The organism is Prevotellamassilia timonensis (assembly GCF_900106785.1).
Classification (GTDB): domain Bacteria; phylum Bacteroidota; class Bacteroidia; order Bacteroidales; family Bacteroidaceae; genus Alloprevotella; species Alloprevotella timonensis.
Genome location: NZ_LT629843.1, coordinates 247,867 through 261,748 on the forward strand (window position 1 = coordinate 247,867; position 13,882 = coordinate 261,748).

At 52.4% G+C, this 13,882-nt stretch carries 11 protein-coding genes; 2 read left to right on the plus strand and 9 right to left on the minus strand.

Features of this window, described 5'->3' with window-relative positions; all coding sequences use genetic code 11:
* Positions 1 to 67: 67 nt before the first annotated feature.
* From sufB to cysD, 3 genes are read right to left on the minus strand one after another with little or no spacing between them, the layout of a single operon-like run.
* Positions 68 to 1,513 carry a Fe-S cluster assembly protein SufB gene (gene sufB, locus BQ5453_RS05080; RefSeq protein WP_022103127.1) on the minus strand — a complete coding sequence of 482 codons (1,446 nt, stop codon included), beginning with the start codon at positions 1,511 to 1,513 and terminating at the stop codon, positions 68 to 70.
* A 1-nt stretch (position 1,514) separates the two neighbouring features.
* The gene (locus BQ5453_RS05085) at positions 1,515 to 2,066 is read right to left on the minus strand and encodes a CvpA family protein (protein ID WP_071122379.1); all 552 of its coding nucleotides are present in this window, start codon (positions 2,064 to 2,066) and stop codon (positions 1,515 to 1,517) included.
* A 44-nt stretch (positions 2,067 to 2,110) separates the two neighbouring features.
* Positions 2,111 to 3,022: a sulfate adenylyltransferase subunit CysD gene (cysD, locus tag BQ5453_RS05090; RefSeq protein ID WP_071122380.1), complete on the minus strand. Its 912-nt coding sequence runs from the start codon at positions 3,020 to 3,022 to the stop codon at positions 2,111 to 2,113.
* 154 nt (positions 3,023 to 3,176) lie between these two features.
* Between cysD and BQ5453_RS05095 the strand changes: the two genes are divergently transcribed.
* The gene (locus tag BQ5453_RS05095; RefSeq protein WP_071122381.1) at positions 3,177 to 3,893 is read left to right on the plus strand and encodes a glycosyltransferase family 2 protein; all 717 of its coding nucleotides are present in this window, start codon (positions 3,177 to 3,179) and stop codon (positions 3,891 to 3,893) included.
* Positions 3,894 to 4,166: 273 nt separating this feature from the next.
* Positions 4,167 to 4,865 (plus strand): peptidylprolyl isomerase, encoded by a 699-nt coding sequence (locus BQ5453_RS05100; RefSeq protein ID WP_022103123.1) that lies wholly within the window; start codon positions 4,167 to 4,169, stop codon positions 4,863 to 4,865.
* A gap of 458 nt (positions 4,866 to 5,323) precedes the next feature.
* On the opposite strand, the gene BQ5453_RS05105 is transcribed toward BQ5453_RS05100, so the two are convergent.
* The 6 genes from BQ5453_RS05105 to BQ5453_RS05130 all read right to left on the minus strand — a co-directional run bounded on the left by BQ5453_RS05105 (position 5,324) and on the right by BQ5453_RS05130 (position 13,524).
* Positions 5,324 to 7,594, minus strand: coding sequence for an Omp28-related outer membrane protein (locus tag BQ5453_RS05105; RefSeq protein WP_071122382.1), 2,271 nt, complete (start codon positions 7,592 to 7,594; stop codon positions 5,324 to 5,326).
* Between the two features lie 62 nt (positions 7,595 to 7,656).
* On the minus strand, positions 7,657 to 8,361 hold the full coding sequence (locus BQ5453_RS05110) for a T9SS type A sorting domain-containing protein (protein WP_143033300.1): 705 nt from the start codon (positions 8,359 to 8,361) through the stop codon (positions 7,657 to 7,659).
* 117 nt (positions 8,362 to 8,478) lie between these two features.
* Entirely contained in the window at positions 8,479 to 9,294 is an 816-nt protein-coding gene (locus tag BQ5453_RS05115) for an Omp28 family outer membrane lipoprotein (protein WP_071122426.1), read from the minus strand.
* A gap of 52 nt (positions 9,295 to 9,346) precedes the next feature.
* A complete protein-coding gene (locus BQ5453_RS05120) occupies positions 9,347 to 11,137 on the minus strand; it encodes a DUF6029 family protein (RefSeq protein ID WP_071122384.1) in 1,791 nt (596 codons plus the stop codon).
* A 157-nt stretch (positions 11,138 to 11,294) separates the two neighbouring features.
* A complete protein-coding gene (locus BQ5453_RS05125) occupies positions 11,295 to 11,798 on the minus strand; it encodes a TlpA family protein disulfide reductase (protein WP_071122427.1) in 504 nt (167 codons plus the stop codon).
* A 1,105-nt stretch (positions 11,799 to 12,903) separates the two neighbouring features.
* On the minus strand, positions 12,904 to 13,524 hold the full coding sequence (locus BQ5453_RS05130; RefSeq protein WP_071122385.1) for a transposase: 621 nt from the start codon (positions 13,522 to 13,524) through the stop codon (positions 12,904 to 12,906).
* Positions 13,525 to 13,882: the final 358 nt, after the last annotated feature.

Consider the following 13,882-nt stretch of genomic DNA (forward strand, 5'->3'; position numbering starts at 1 on the left):
TAGTTGCCTACGGCGTCCGCCCATTAGCATATTAGCACATTAACATATTAGCATATTAACGCGCACACTACCCCACACTCCCCTCGAGCGACACGCTGAGCAGTTTGGTAGCCTCAACAGCAAACTCCATAGGCAGTTTGTTAATCACCTCCTTGGCATAGCCGCCCACAATGAGCGACACCGCGTCCTCGGTAGGTATGCCGCGCTGGTTGCAGTAGAGCAGCTGGTCCTCTGATATTTTAGAGGTGGTAGCCTCGTGCTCCACGGTAGAGTCTGGGTTAGCCACGTCAATGTAGGGGAAGGTGTGTGCGCCACACTCCGAGCCCAGCAGCAAAGAGTCGCACGACGAGTAATTGCGCGCACCGGCCGCCTTGCTGCCCACCTTTACGAGGCCGCGGTAAGAGTTTTGGCTCTTGCCGGCCGAAATACCCTTCGATATGATGGTGCTGCGCGTATTGCGCCCAATGTGTATCATTTTTGTGCCAGTGTCAGCCTCCTGGTGGTTGTTCGTCACAGCCACCGAGTAGAACTCAGCCTGCGAGTTGTCGCCCATGAGCACACACGACGGGTACTTCCAGGTGATGGCCGAACCCGTCTCGACCTGCGTCCACGACAGTTTGGAGTTGGCGCCGCGCAGCTGGCCACGCTTGGTCACGAGGTTGTACACACCGCCACGGCCCTCCTTGTCGCCAGGATACCAGTTTTGCACGGTCGAATACTTCACCTCGGCATTTTCGTTCACCACAATCTCCACAATGGCGGCGTGCAGCTGGTTCTCGTCGCGCATAGGGGCGGTGCACCCTTCGAGGTAGCTCACATAGCCACCATCGTCGCACACAATGAGGGTGCGTTCAAACTGTCCGGTATTGCGTGCATTGATGCGGAAATAGGTGGACAACTCCATCGGGCAGCGCACGCCACGTGGTATGTAGACAAACGAACCGTCGGAAAACACCGCACTGTTGAGCGCTGCAAAGTAATTGTCGCGATAAGGCACCACCGAGCCGAGGTACTTGCGCACCAATTCGGGATTTTCGCGCACGGCCTCAGATATGGAGCTGAATATGATGCCCTTCTCCTGCAGTTTGTCCTTAAAGGTGGTTTTCACACTCACCGAGTCCATCACGGCATCAACCGCCACACCGGCCAGCTGCATGCGCTCCTCAAGCGGAATGCCAAGTTTGTCAAAGGTTTTCATCAGTTCGGGGTCAATCTCCTTGTTGCCCTCGTCCTTTTGTTTCTTTGTAGGGTCGGCATAGTACGATATGGCCTGATAGTCAATTTGCGGCAGGTTGACGTGCCCCCAGTCAGGCTGTTCGAGTGTCTGCCAGTAGCGGAATGCCTTGAGGCGGAAGTCGAGCAGCCATTCGGGTTCACCCTTCTTGGCCGAAATAAGGCGTATCACGTCCTCGTTGAGTCCGCGTTCTATCACCTCGGTATGTATGTCGGTGGTAAAACCGTATTCGTATTTCTTGTCGGTAAGTTCCCTTACCAGTTCGTTGTCGTTAGCCATGTCAGTTTTTCTTCTTTGTCATGTCCACCCAGACGGTGTCGGGCTGGGCTGTGGCCGCACTGTCGGCAGGCAGCACCTGCTGGCCGCCGTTAGCCGCATCGTCGTGATCAAAACAAGCGCGCAGGGCGCCGGTTACAGGACCGAGCAGTGTCGACGACTCGGCCTTTTCCTGGTTGAGTATGTGCAGGCTCTGCATCACATTGAGCACGCAGCTCAATATAACGACATACTTCAGCGCGCTGACTGCGGCGCCAAGTATGGAGTTGGGCATACCAAGTTTCATGCCTTTGAGCGACGCGGTAAGCACATTGGCCACGAAACCAAGCACAATGGGCACGGCTATCCATAGCAGGAAGAAGGCTATGATACTGGTCACCATGTTGGTTTCTGTGCCATTAACTGCCAGATATTCGCCAAAGGCTGAGTAACAGGTGGCAGCTATGAGCAAACCGGCCAGGGTGCCGACGGTCGACACAAGCTCCTTTACAAAGCCGGCGCGCCAACCGCTAAACAGGGCCCACAGCACTACTATTATTATAAATGCGTCTATCATTGTAATGGTAGTTTGCTATATAAATGGGGAGAGGGGGCGCGGAGTTAGAAGTATCCCTCGCGCTTTTTCTGTTCCATCGAGGCGTCCTGGTCAAAGTCTATCACACGGGTTGTGCGCTCGCTCTTGGTGGTGGTCATCATCTCCTCCACAATCTTTTCGATGGTGTCGGCCTCGCTCTCAATGGCACCGGTCAAGGGCCAGCAGCCAAGGGTGCGGAAGCGTATTTTGCGCATTTCTATCTTGTCGCGGTACTGCTCGGGCAGACGGTCGTCGTCGGGCATGATGAGCTGGCCGTCAATCTCTACGCACGGACGCTCCTTGGCAAAGTAGAGGGGCACGATGGGTATGTTCTCCAAACGTATGTACTGCCAGATGTCGAGCTCGGTCCAGTTGCTGAGCGGGAACACGCGTATGCTCTCGCCCTTGTGAATGCGGGCATTGTAGATGTCCCACAACTCGGGGCGCTGGTTCTTGGGGTCCCATTGGTGAAACTGGTCGCGGAAGGAGAAGATGCGCTCCTTGGCACGGCTCTTTTCCTCGTCGCGGCGTGCACCGCCAAAGGCTGCGTCAAAGTGGTACTTGTCGAGGCCGGCCTTGAGGGCCTGGGTCTTCATCAGATCGGTGTGCACTTTCGAACCGTGGGTAAACGGGCCCACACCGGCTTTGAATGCCTCCATATTGCTCTCCACAATGAGGTTCCACCCGTGTTCCTTGGCATACCAGTCGCGGAATTGGAGCATCTCCTTAAACTTCCACTTTGAGTCGATGTGCATCAAGGGGAATGGCGGACGGCCGGGGGCAAAGGCCTTTTCGGCCAAGCGCACCATCACGCTCGAGTCCTTGCCTATGCTGTAGAGCATTACGGGATTTTCAAATTCTGCTGCCACCTCGCGTATGATGTGAATCGACTCTGCCTCGAGTTCCTTCAAATGGCTCAAACTATAATTTTCGGTCATTGTGTCTATATTTATTATTGCGTTGCAAACGCCGGGGGCTGGGCCGATGGGCTGACCCCTACGTTTGTCACTATCTATTTCGTGCAAAGGTACGTCTTTTTCTATAAAAAACGACTACCTTTGTACCATTACTTAAAACGAGCTACTCCAAGCAATGAAGGAATTACACATCATAACTCCGGTTAAGGACTCCATAGAGTCTACTCTGCTCACCATCGAGGCCATTATGGCCAGCCAGCTGAGCATAGCCCACACCTATACGGTATACAACGACTTTTCAACACCCGAGAATACGGCTCGCCTCGAGGAGGCCGCCAAGCGCTACGGGTTCAGACTGGTCAACCTGAGCGACCTCACGTCGCACCCTTCGCCCAACTATCTGCTGGTGCTGCAAACGGTGCAGCGCGAGGCACTGGCGGCTGATGCGGGGGTATGCATCGTCGAGAGCGATGTGATTGTGCGTCCCGACACACTGCAGGGATTAGTTGACGGGGCCACGGCGCACGAGCAGTGTGGCATAGCGGCATCAGTTACGGTGGACGACAATGGCGACATCAACTATCCATACCTCTATGCCAAGGGTATGGAGAACCGCGTTGTCGACACCAAGCGGCATTGCAGTTTTTGCTGCTCGCTGCTCACACCGGCCCTACTGCGCGCTTATGCGTTTACGGAGCTTAATCCCGAAAAGAACTGGTTCGACGTCACCATATCGCACGAGTCGCTCAAGCACGGGCTGCACAATTATCTGTTCACCTCGCTGCCGGTCATTCACCGTCCGCACCAAAGCCGCCCATGGAAACAGCTGAAATATAAGAACCCGCTGAAGTATTATTGGCTCAAGTTTACAAAAGGGCTGGACAAGATTTAACGCGCTGACGGAATTAGTGAACGGGTAAGTTTGCAAAGCCTTATTTCTCTCCTTTTTCTATCCCGACGCGAGACGCGTCGCCCCCATTAGTGGTAGCGTTTCGTGGTAGCGTCTGGTGGTAGCGCTTGGTGCTTGAAGAAACGCAAGCTCTAATGGGGGCGACGCGTCCCGCGTCGGGGAAAGATGCAGCTGTTATTAAGTAGAGTGCGTATATCCTTTCTCTATCCCGGCGAGACCCGTCGCCCCCTCGACCCATAATTTTAAGCATTACACATGAAACGCATTTCCCACCTCATAGCAGTGATGGCCACCGCCTTGTGTGGCCTCGGCGCCCAAGCACAAACACCTGTCGACACGGTGGAGCACGAGGTGCTGCTCGAAACGACAAAGGGCAACATTCGTGTCAAATTGTTCAACGACACACCGCGCCACCGCGACCATTTCATGAAATTGGTGCGCGAGGGCTACTACAATGGTTTGCTCTTCCACCGCGTCATTCCCGACTTTATGATTCAGGCTGGCGACTCGGCCAGCCGGCATGCCGCACCAGGCCAGCGGCTTGGCGACTCGCCAGAACCTTACACTCTGCCGGCCGAAATTCTCTACCCCACGCACTTTCACTGCCGCGGGGCTTTGGCTGCGGCCCGCGAGGGCGACGACACCAATCCCACAAAGGCCTCATCATATTCGCAATTTTACATCGTGACGGGGAGCATCTTTACCAACGACATGCTCGACCGTGCCCAACAATACCTTGACAGCACCACCAACCATCAGGTAAAGCTCACACCGGCCATCAAGGAGGCATACCGCACTTACGGCGGGGCACCCCACCTCGACGGGCAGTACACGGTGTTTGGCCAGGTGGTGGAGGGCTACGATGTGACGGACCTCATTCAGTGGGCCGGACGCGACGAGAACAACCGTCCCTTCGACGACATTCGCATTGAGCGCGCCACAGTGGTGCGATAGCGAGCCATGCCCGTTGGTGAGGAGCATGACTTGAGGAACCGAACAATGCACGTAGAATAGCGCTAACACTAAGCGCTACCACTAAACGCTATCACCAAACGCTACCTCTAATGGGGGCGACGCGTCTCGCGTCGGGAACTAAGACAAAGGCTCACAGACAAGCATGTAATTACTGCTGTCTGTGAGCCTTTGTTTAGTGTATGAACATTGCAATTTTCCCGACGCGAGACGCGTCGCCCCCATTAGAGTTAGCGTTTGGTGGTAGCGTTTAGAGCTAGCGTTTAGTGGTAGCGCTTAGCAGTCGCACTCTGTGCTAAGGGAGCAGCATTATGAACACCAATAATAATAAGTTATTCGCCAATGCGCAGATGCGCAAACAAACAAACGCCGTAGCGTTACAAGTAGTAACGTTACGGCGTCTGCCATTTATCATATTATCATATTGTCACATTAGCGCATCAGAACAAAGCCTTCTGCGTAGTGCTGCGACCAGCCTGGTCCACACGAATGATGAACAAGCCAGTGCCGAAGGTGGGCAATGAAACCTCACCATCAACAGTAGCGCTGCTCACAAGGCGGCCCTGAGCGTCGAACACGCGTGCAGTAGCATTATGAGCCTTCACCACAAATGCACCATCAACAGTTGAAATCTGTGCATCAGCAGCAGTGTTGGCAACAGTCACATCGTTGATACCCGTCATGGTCTCATCTACGGTGTTAGTCTCGCCAAGCTTAGTCTGGCAACCAGTCACAATCTTGCCGGTTGAAGCGTCTACCAAGTAAACAGCCACCGAGCAGTTGCCCTTGTTCACAGCGGGAGTAAGGTTCTTCGGCCACTTCAGGTTGTAGCTGTTAGTCCACTCCTCGCCAGCCTTGAGTGCGGGCAGAATGCCAGCCTCATTTGCGCCAGCCTCGGTAAAGGCGCGTGCCACGTGGTTCATGTCAAACTTCGAGGTAGCAGTCTTGGGGTTGAATGTGGCAGAAGCAAGAGCCCACAAGTAGGGATCCTTCTTCCAGGCTTCAATATAGCTCTTGTAGCCAGTCTGACCCTGGTAGGTGTACATATATTTTACAGCAGCAAAGTTGTTAACCTGGTTTACGCCGCTTACACCGTCCTCGGTGAGCACGTATGCCAAGGCATACTGGTTGGCAGGCACATCAATGTTGAACTTAACAGTCGTGCTGACGTTAGGACCGGCCAAGCCATTGTTACCCTTTACAGAGAGGCTGGCCTCGCAAGGCAAGCTGTTCATGTAGCGGCAAGCCTGCAGTAATCCCTCGGCGGGGTGGAGCCTGATTTGACGGTTGAGCAACACGGTGGGCAGAGAACTGCTGAAGTTGCTGAAGAAAGCGCTGTAATCGCTGCAAGTAAGCGGGTCGGCGTCTCCATTATAGGGACCATGAATGGCAACCTTCACAATTTTCTTGGCATCGATCGAATCGGCCAATCGGTTGAATTCGGCTATACCGTAAGGACACCAACCACATGCTGTGCTGGTAAGTTCCTCTACAACGGGAATGCGCTTGTACGTTTCGGCAGGCAGTGCAATAACGGGGAGCGGACCCTCGTTTTCAGTCTTTGCTGTATAGTCGTCTGCCACACCGTTCACCTTGGTAATAGTAAACTTGGCTTCAGAGCGTCCTGCAGTGGCAGGCATATCCATGGGCAGAGCAAGCTGCGTAGCACTCATATACTGCAAACCATACTCACCGGCAAAGCTCTTTGTGTATGTCTTGGTAGAACCACCATTTTCAACGGTATACTCAATGCTGCTGATAGAGTCGGTACCAAGCGACATCAGTTGCACTGTGGCTTCACCATTTTTGCCAGCAAAGTTGCGGGCATCGTCAATGGCGAGAATGGCCGCATCGTTGGTTTTCAAACCTCCCTTGCCAGTGGTCTGCACCCAAATGGGGGCATTGTAGTAGTAGTTTTGGCCGCTCATCATGGTTACGGCAAACACGTCGTCATTACCTGTTGAACCCATCATGAACGCGCCATAACCGGTGTTGGTAAAGTCAGGGTAGTAAATCATGCCCAATGGTTTGCCTTCCTGGCTGACGAAGGGGTCATTGCTGTCGTAAGCTGTGCCGCCGGCCACCCAACCAATAAAGAGCTCGCTTTTGAGGGTATCAGGAATAACATAGTCGCAAACTACCGAAGTAGCCTGAGGTTGGTACACGGTCTTACCATTCTGCTTGACAGGAGTCGGTGTCTTGACAGTGACAGGTGCCGACCACAACACGTTGATGTCGCCCTGGTCGTTTGCCATTGTGCCTACAAACACCTTAGCATCGGTGTACTTACCCATCCATGCCACAAAGTTGATGAGGCCCACTTTGTTGCCTGCAAAGCGGTCGGTTACGATGGCGGGGAAAGCAGCGGCATAACCTATACCAGTGATGCCAGCTTTTTGAAGAGTTGAAAGCGACAAGCCAGTGCTGCCGATGCCCATATAGCTGTTAATTTCATTACCGGTCACCTGGTAGCTGAGCTCTTTGGGGTTGCGGGTAACGGTTTCATCGTCGGCCATGACGTGCATGCGGCCGGTGGCATTTGCCAAGCCAATTTTGGCTGACGGTGTGGCCATGCCTGCGCGCTGGCTCATACGGGTTGCGGGCAATGTGCTCTTAAGACCACTAAGCGCCTTGGGAGTTGTTGCCACTTGTGCAACTGCGCTGCCAGCCACAAAAGCGGCAGAAAGCAGTGTGAGTACAAATTGCTTCATATATTATTAGTTATGTAATTAGTTGTTCAACTATTGCCGTTTAATATTGCGGCTTGTCAGATTTACTTTACCATGATTTTGACGCTGCTGCCCATGCCTGTTGTGGCAAGGTAGAGGCCGCGCTGCAAACCGGCCAGGCTGACTGTGCCATTGGCGGCAGTGGTAGCGGCGCGCTTTACAAGGCGTCCGTCGGTGGCGTAGAGGCTGATAGTGCGCGGTGCTGCCGAGCCAAAGGCATAGCTGAGTGTGTTGCCGTTCACCTGCAGTCCCTTGTTGTCGGCCTTTACCTGGCTGATGCCTGTGGGGTCGGCATAGACGTAGCGTAACACAAAGCTTGTTACATATTCATTGTCTGCCATTACAGTCACATTGGCATTAGCCGTCATGTAATTGCCGCTCTTAAAATTGGCGTGCAAGGACATGTCTGTGCCTTGACCGGGAGCAAGTGGAGCTTCACGTGTTTCGGTAAAAGTGGACATTTCACCACATGAGCCTGTGATGCCGCACCACGAGAAAATGTTTTCCGACGCCAGTTTGCGGTCAATGACTACTGTCACTTTGAGGTCGACAGCCTCGTCGCCAGTGTTGACGATCATGGGCTCACGGGCTAAAACCTCGCCAGAACCATCACCCTCGTCTACATCGGCATAGAATGTCACCACCTCGTTGGTGGCCACCTCCTTGCCGTTGCAAGTAACCTTTACTTGTGCTTTCATGCTTGCAGTGCAGGCAAGTACCAAAGCCGCAAGCGCTAATAACTTCTTCATAATGTGTGTATTGTTTGTTATATATATGTATTCGGATTTTACCAACGGCGTGGCGTCTGATTGGCTCATAAAGCCAAAGCCTGTTTATAAAGCAAACTTACTCGCCTACGCGTATGCCTATTGCAACTTGTGGTCAATCACCTGCATCACGCCCTGTTGGTCGTTGTAAAAGAACACCACCACACTCATGTTCTGCGTGTTCCACGGTGTGTTGTTCTTCAGTGCCGACACATCGGGCAACGTGTAGGTGTAGTGCTTGGTGTCTGTGGCGCTGGCAGCCAATGTAAGCTGGTCGCCATAGGGGTCGTTTACCGAGGCACGCAGCACATGGTTGTGCACGTACTGGTTGTTCTTGGTGCCGTCGGGCATATACTGCTGCTGTACGATGCCGCTTTCGGTGAGCCACACTTGCAGACGTCCCGTCACAGACTCGTTTGCCGTCACACTGACATCGAGGTTGAGTGTCTTGCTCGCTGCGTCATAGGCTATATTGGCAATATTCAACTCGGCAGCAGGCTGTTGAATGATGCGTGTAAGCACAGCGGCAGCCCATTTGTCCGGACCTTGCAAGCCGCCCGTACGGTCTATCATGCCCGAAGGCCATTGGCTCACGCCCCAATGTTCGTTGTACGCCTTGCTGGTGGCGTTAGCCAGGCCGAACTTGTCAGTAGCCTCATCGCGCGAGAGCGAACCGCCATGAATAGAGACGGCCACCACATGTTCGGCACCATAGAGTTGTTGCAGCGAGGCCGCCATGTCGGCTGCAGATGGACAGTTGACGCACTTCTGCCCCGTAAAATCCTCGACGAGCACATTCTTGCGCGCCTCGGGGACAACAGGCCCAATAAAGCGTTTGTCGCTGTCTACCTCGTCGCAGGCTGTAAGGCAACCTGCGGCCATGGCCATGCCAAGTATGATATGATGGAGTTTCATTGTGTATGCTTTTGTTAAATAGGTGAGCGTGCTTGCCATGTCGGTGCATCGCTTAAAAGTTAAACGTGTAGCTGGCTTGCAAGCCCTTCGATGCGGGCACGTAGCGGCACACGCCACCCGAACAGTTGTAGCCGGCACGTGTCTTGCCGTAGCCCACTTGCAGGCGGTGGGCACCATGGGTATAGGTCACGCTGCCCATGAAGTAGTGCACCTTGTTGGTGCCACCGGCCTCGTTTTCCGAACCATCGGCATTGTGCATGGGCACATGGGCGTTGAACTGGTCGCTCACGGTGAACATGAAGTTGGGCAGCACGCTCAGCTCGAGCAGGCCGAACCACCAGTCCTTCTGGTCCTGACGTGTGTGCAAATATTGGGCCTCGCCACGCAGTGTAACCTTGGGGCTGAACTGATATTTGCCCTCGGCTATGAAGATGTGGCTCTTGATGGCGTCGTAGCCGTGGCCTTCAACTACCTTCTGGTTGTAGCGCTGGTATGAATACATGAAATTGAGCTTGAGCGGTTTGCTCACCTTCTTTTCAATCTGCACATTCACATCGCGGAAGTAGACGGCATCGCCAAACTTAAAGAAGTGCGACTTGTAGCCGTCAGTGCCCATAAGCTCGCCGCCATTGAGGTTGTCAACGTGCTGGTCGATGGCACGAATGTTGGAGAAGTTGACCTTGACATTGGTGCCATACTTGCCGCCCAGCGCGGTGTGGCGCTTGAAGTTGTAGCCCACTTCGCCCTGGAAAGCCCACTCGCCTGGTGTCATCTGTGTGGCATAGGGGTAGAGTGCGGCCAGCGTGTAGGTTTGCTGCATGGAGAAGGCCGGCAGGTGGTTGATGTAGCACGGGGTGATGGCATCGATGGTTGAACGCGAGCGGAAGGCCATGTCCTCGCTGCGCTTGGCCTGCAACAGCACGCTCATGCCGCGCTTTGAATAGGAGCCTGAGAGCAGGAGCGTTTTGCCACGCTTATATATATAGTTGTTGCGGCTTGAGGGGTCCTGACTCTTCCAGGCGTACTCGGCCAAGAAGTTGTAGTTGTCCTTTTGCAGATTGGCGCGCACATCGAAGGCGGCCACGTCCTTGGGCATATTCAGTTTGTAGGCTGCTATCACCTCGTCGCCCGTCGCGGGGTCGGTTTCGCCCGTTGGGTGTATGCTGTAAATGTCCTTTTCGGCCTTGCCCTTGTGGTTGCTCACGGCCGACAGGCCGAGGGTGAGGCGTGTGCCCGACTCGTCCATGCGGCGCACCCATTGGTCTACGCTCAGTTCGAGGTCGCCGCCGTAGGTCCAGGGCGAGCAGCTGTCCATGTTGCGGTGGTGCCAGTAGTAGCGCTGCTGTCCGGCTATGAGCTTGAGGCTCACGCCCTTGAAGGGCTTGAGTGCCAGGCGCGCACCACGCAACGAGTTGTCTACGCCCAATGAGCGCTCTTCGTAAGCACGGAATATGAGTCCTGAGCCAAACTGGTCGTAGTAGTCGCCCAATGTGAGTTCGGCCCACTTGTAATTGCCTTTGATGTAAAAATATGGCACGCCCCAGCCCTTGAAGTCTTTTTCAAAACCGGGCAGGGGGTGGTCAAGATATTCCAGGCGGGCTCCCGCTTGGAAATACTTGTTGAGCAAGTGCAACTCGGCATACGTGTTGGTCATAAACTTGTCGTCGTATGTGCCGGTGCCTATTTTATTGTCTTCGCTGGCGGCTGTAAGGATATCGGTTTGCAGTGAGCCATGCAGCGTAAATTTCTTGGCGTCGTTGTCTTGTCCGTCTGCATTTTGTGCATGCAGCGGCATGGCGGCCGAGGCCAGAGCTAATGCCGTGATGGCGGCGTAATGTTTCATGTGATGATGCGTCGTGTTTGAGGGAGAGGGGGGGGGAGAAGTTTTGAGTTTTGAGGTTATAAGGTTATAAAGTTACCTTTGGCTATTGAGCTCGCAGAGGTTACTTTATAACCTTATAACCTCAAAACTCAAAACTAAACAAAACTCCAAACTGAAATTACTTCTTGCTGGCGGCAATGAGTTCCTTCACCTTGTCGATGAGGTGCTGTTCGCCACCCTCAGTGTAACCACTGCGGCTTTCGGCTATCTTGCCATTGCCGTCAATCACAAATACGTGGGGAATCATGTTCACGCCCATGGCACGGCGGAAGTCAGAGTTAGGGTCAAGCAGCACTTGGTACTCCCAGCCTGCAGCATCGACCATGGGTTTTACCTTCTGTGCGTTCTGTGCCTCGTCAATGCTCACAGCCACCACACGCACACCGGTTTCGTCCTGCCAGTCGGCATAGACCTCGTTTATGGCTTTAAGCTCGCGGTTGCAGGGCTTGCACCATGTGGCAAAGAAACTGATGATGAAGGGTTTGCCATCGTTGCTGAGCGTTGCAGTATCAATGGTTTTACCGTTAATATCCTTCAGTTTGACAGAAGGCAGCTGCGCAAAGGCGCTTGCCGTTACCCCTACAAAAAGGAGCAAGGCCAACAATAGCTTAGTTACTTTCATTTTGGTTGAATTTTGGTTGATGCCGTGGCAAGTAGACACTTGTCGGGGCATGATTGATTGCATTATCGCGGCAAAATTACGCCTTTTAGTTGTATTGGCAAATACTATGGCATTGAAAAAAGCTGAAACACAACGTTTAAGGGTATTTATGGGGTCATGTAAAGTGTTTTTGTGCGGTTTTGTCTACACCTTATTATATTATACACCGCTTTAGCTCTGGTAATTTATTTTTTTGCCGTTTTGCTTGCATCTTGCACTTTTGCATAACAAAAGCTTGATAATCAACGGATAAAAATGTGTAGGCAGCCTCTAATTTTACATGCACTACCATCTGCACGCATCAATTACGGCAGTGCGTTTTTTCAGCATAGGGAGGGCGATTACAGAGCATAGGGAGGGCGAATTTTCATTTGCTCCGACATTATTTTCGGGCTCCCTATGCCGGTCACTCCCTACCTGCATGACGTATACATGCTTGCCCGTGCAAGGTTGTGCAGGGAGTGCAGGTTGGAGTGCAGGTAGTGCAAGAAGTGCAGGCAGTGCAGGCAAAAGTGTAAGCAGATTTCAGCATTACCTACACTACGTAACTTTATGAGTATCAACACATTACTATTAAAGAGTGCAAGATGCAAGTAAAATAGCAAAAAAGGTGTGTAGGGGAGTTATAGGAGCACAAAGCGCAAGCACTAATGGAGGCGACGCGTTTGGTGGTAGCGTTTTGATGATAGCGTTTGATGGCGGCGTTTGGTGTTTGAAGAAACGCAAGCTCTAATGGGGGCGACGCGTCTCGCGTCGGGAATAGTGCAGCTGTTATTTAGTAGAGCTTGTATTCTTTTCTTTCATTTTCCCGACGCGAGACGCGTCGCCCCCATTAGAGCTTGCGTTTTGAGCTAGCGTTTTGATGATAGCGTTTTATGCTAGCGTTTGGTGGTGGCGCTTAGCGCTTGAAGAAACGCAAGCACTAATGGGGGCGACGCGTCTCGCGTCGGGGAAAGATACAGCTGTTATTTAGTAGAGCTTGTTTGCTTTTCTTTCATTTTCCCGACGCGAGACGCGTCGCCCCCATTAGAGCTTGCGTTTAGTGGTAGCGTTTTGATGATAGCGTTTATCGCAGAATGGCATAATTAGACATTGGCTTGAAGTTGGGATAACCGTCTGTCAGATATAAGCTGTATTCATTGCTATGTAATCCGCGTGGATTGCGTGCTATGTAGTCGACTACTTTCCAATAATGGTGTTCATTGCGAATTATACGGTCAAATGACTCTGATTGCCATACTTTGCCATTGACATTGAGCAACTCGTTAAGTTTATGTGCAGTGTATGATTTTAGTGAAGCTATTACAGACTGAATGCTAAAGTTATTGATAGTTTGCAGTATTAGATGTACGTGATTAGGCATTATCACATAATCGTGTATGTGATAACGGCTATGGTCAAAATGGTGAAACGCGTGTTCTACAAGTTTCCTCGCCTCTACTATTTTAAGCATGCAACAACCAAGGCATCTGTCAAGCAGACTGTTGATTGTTTGCAACTTCAACCTTTCTAATTCATTTGCCTCTTCAGTAGTCAGTACATTACCATGTGCTTTTTGCCATGCGCTAACAGTTCTTTTGTACTCCATGGTGGCATCTGCGGGCATTGAATCTGCCAATCTGAATGTAACGAAGTATATTTTACCCTCTATATGCCAGTGAGGCAGGTCGCCACGTGTTATGTACATAGGTATTATATTTTAAGATTAAAAGTGACGCAAGCACAAAACGCTAGCACTAAACGCAAGCTCTAATGGGGGCGACGCGTCTCGCGTCGGGGATAATGCAGCTGTTATTTAGTAGAACTTGTATTCTTTTCTTTCATTTTCCCGACGCGAGACGCGTCGCCCCCACTAGAGCTTGCGTTTTGTGGTAGCGTTTGGTGGCGTTTGGTGCTTGAAGAAACGCTAGCACTAATGGGGGCGACGCGTCTCGCGTCGGAGATAGTGCAGCTGTTATTTAGTAGAGTTTGTATTCTTTTCTTTCATTTTCCCGACGCGAGACGCGTCGCCCCCATTAGAGCTTGCGTTTTGTGGTAGCGTTTGG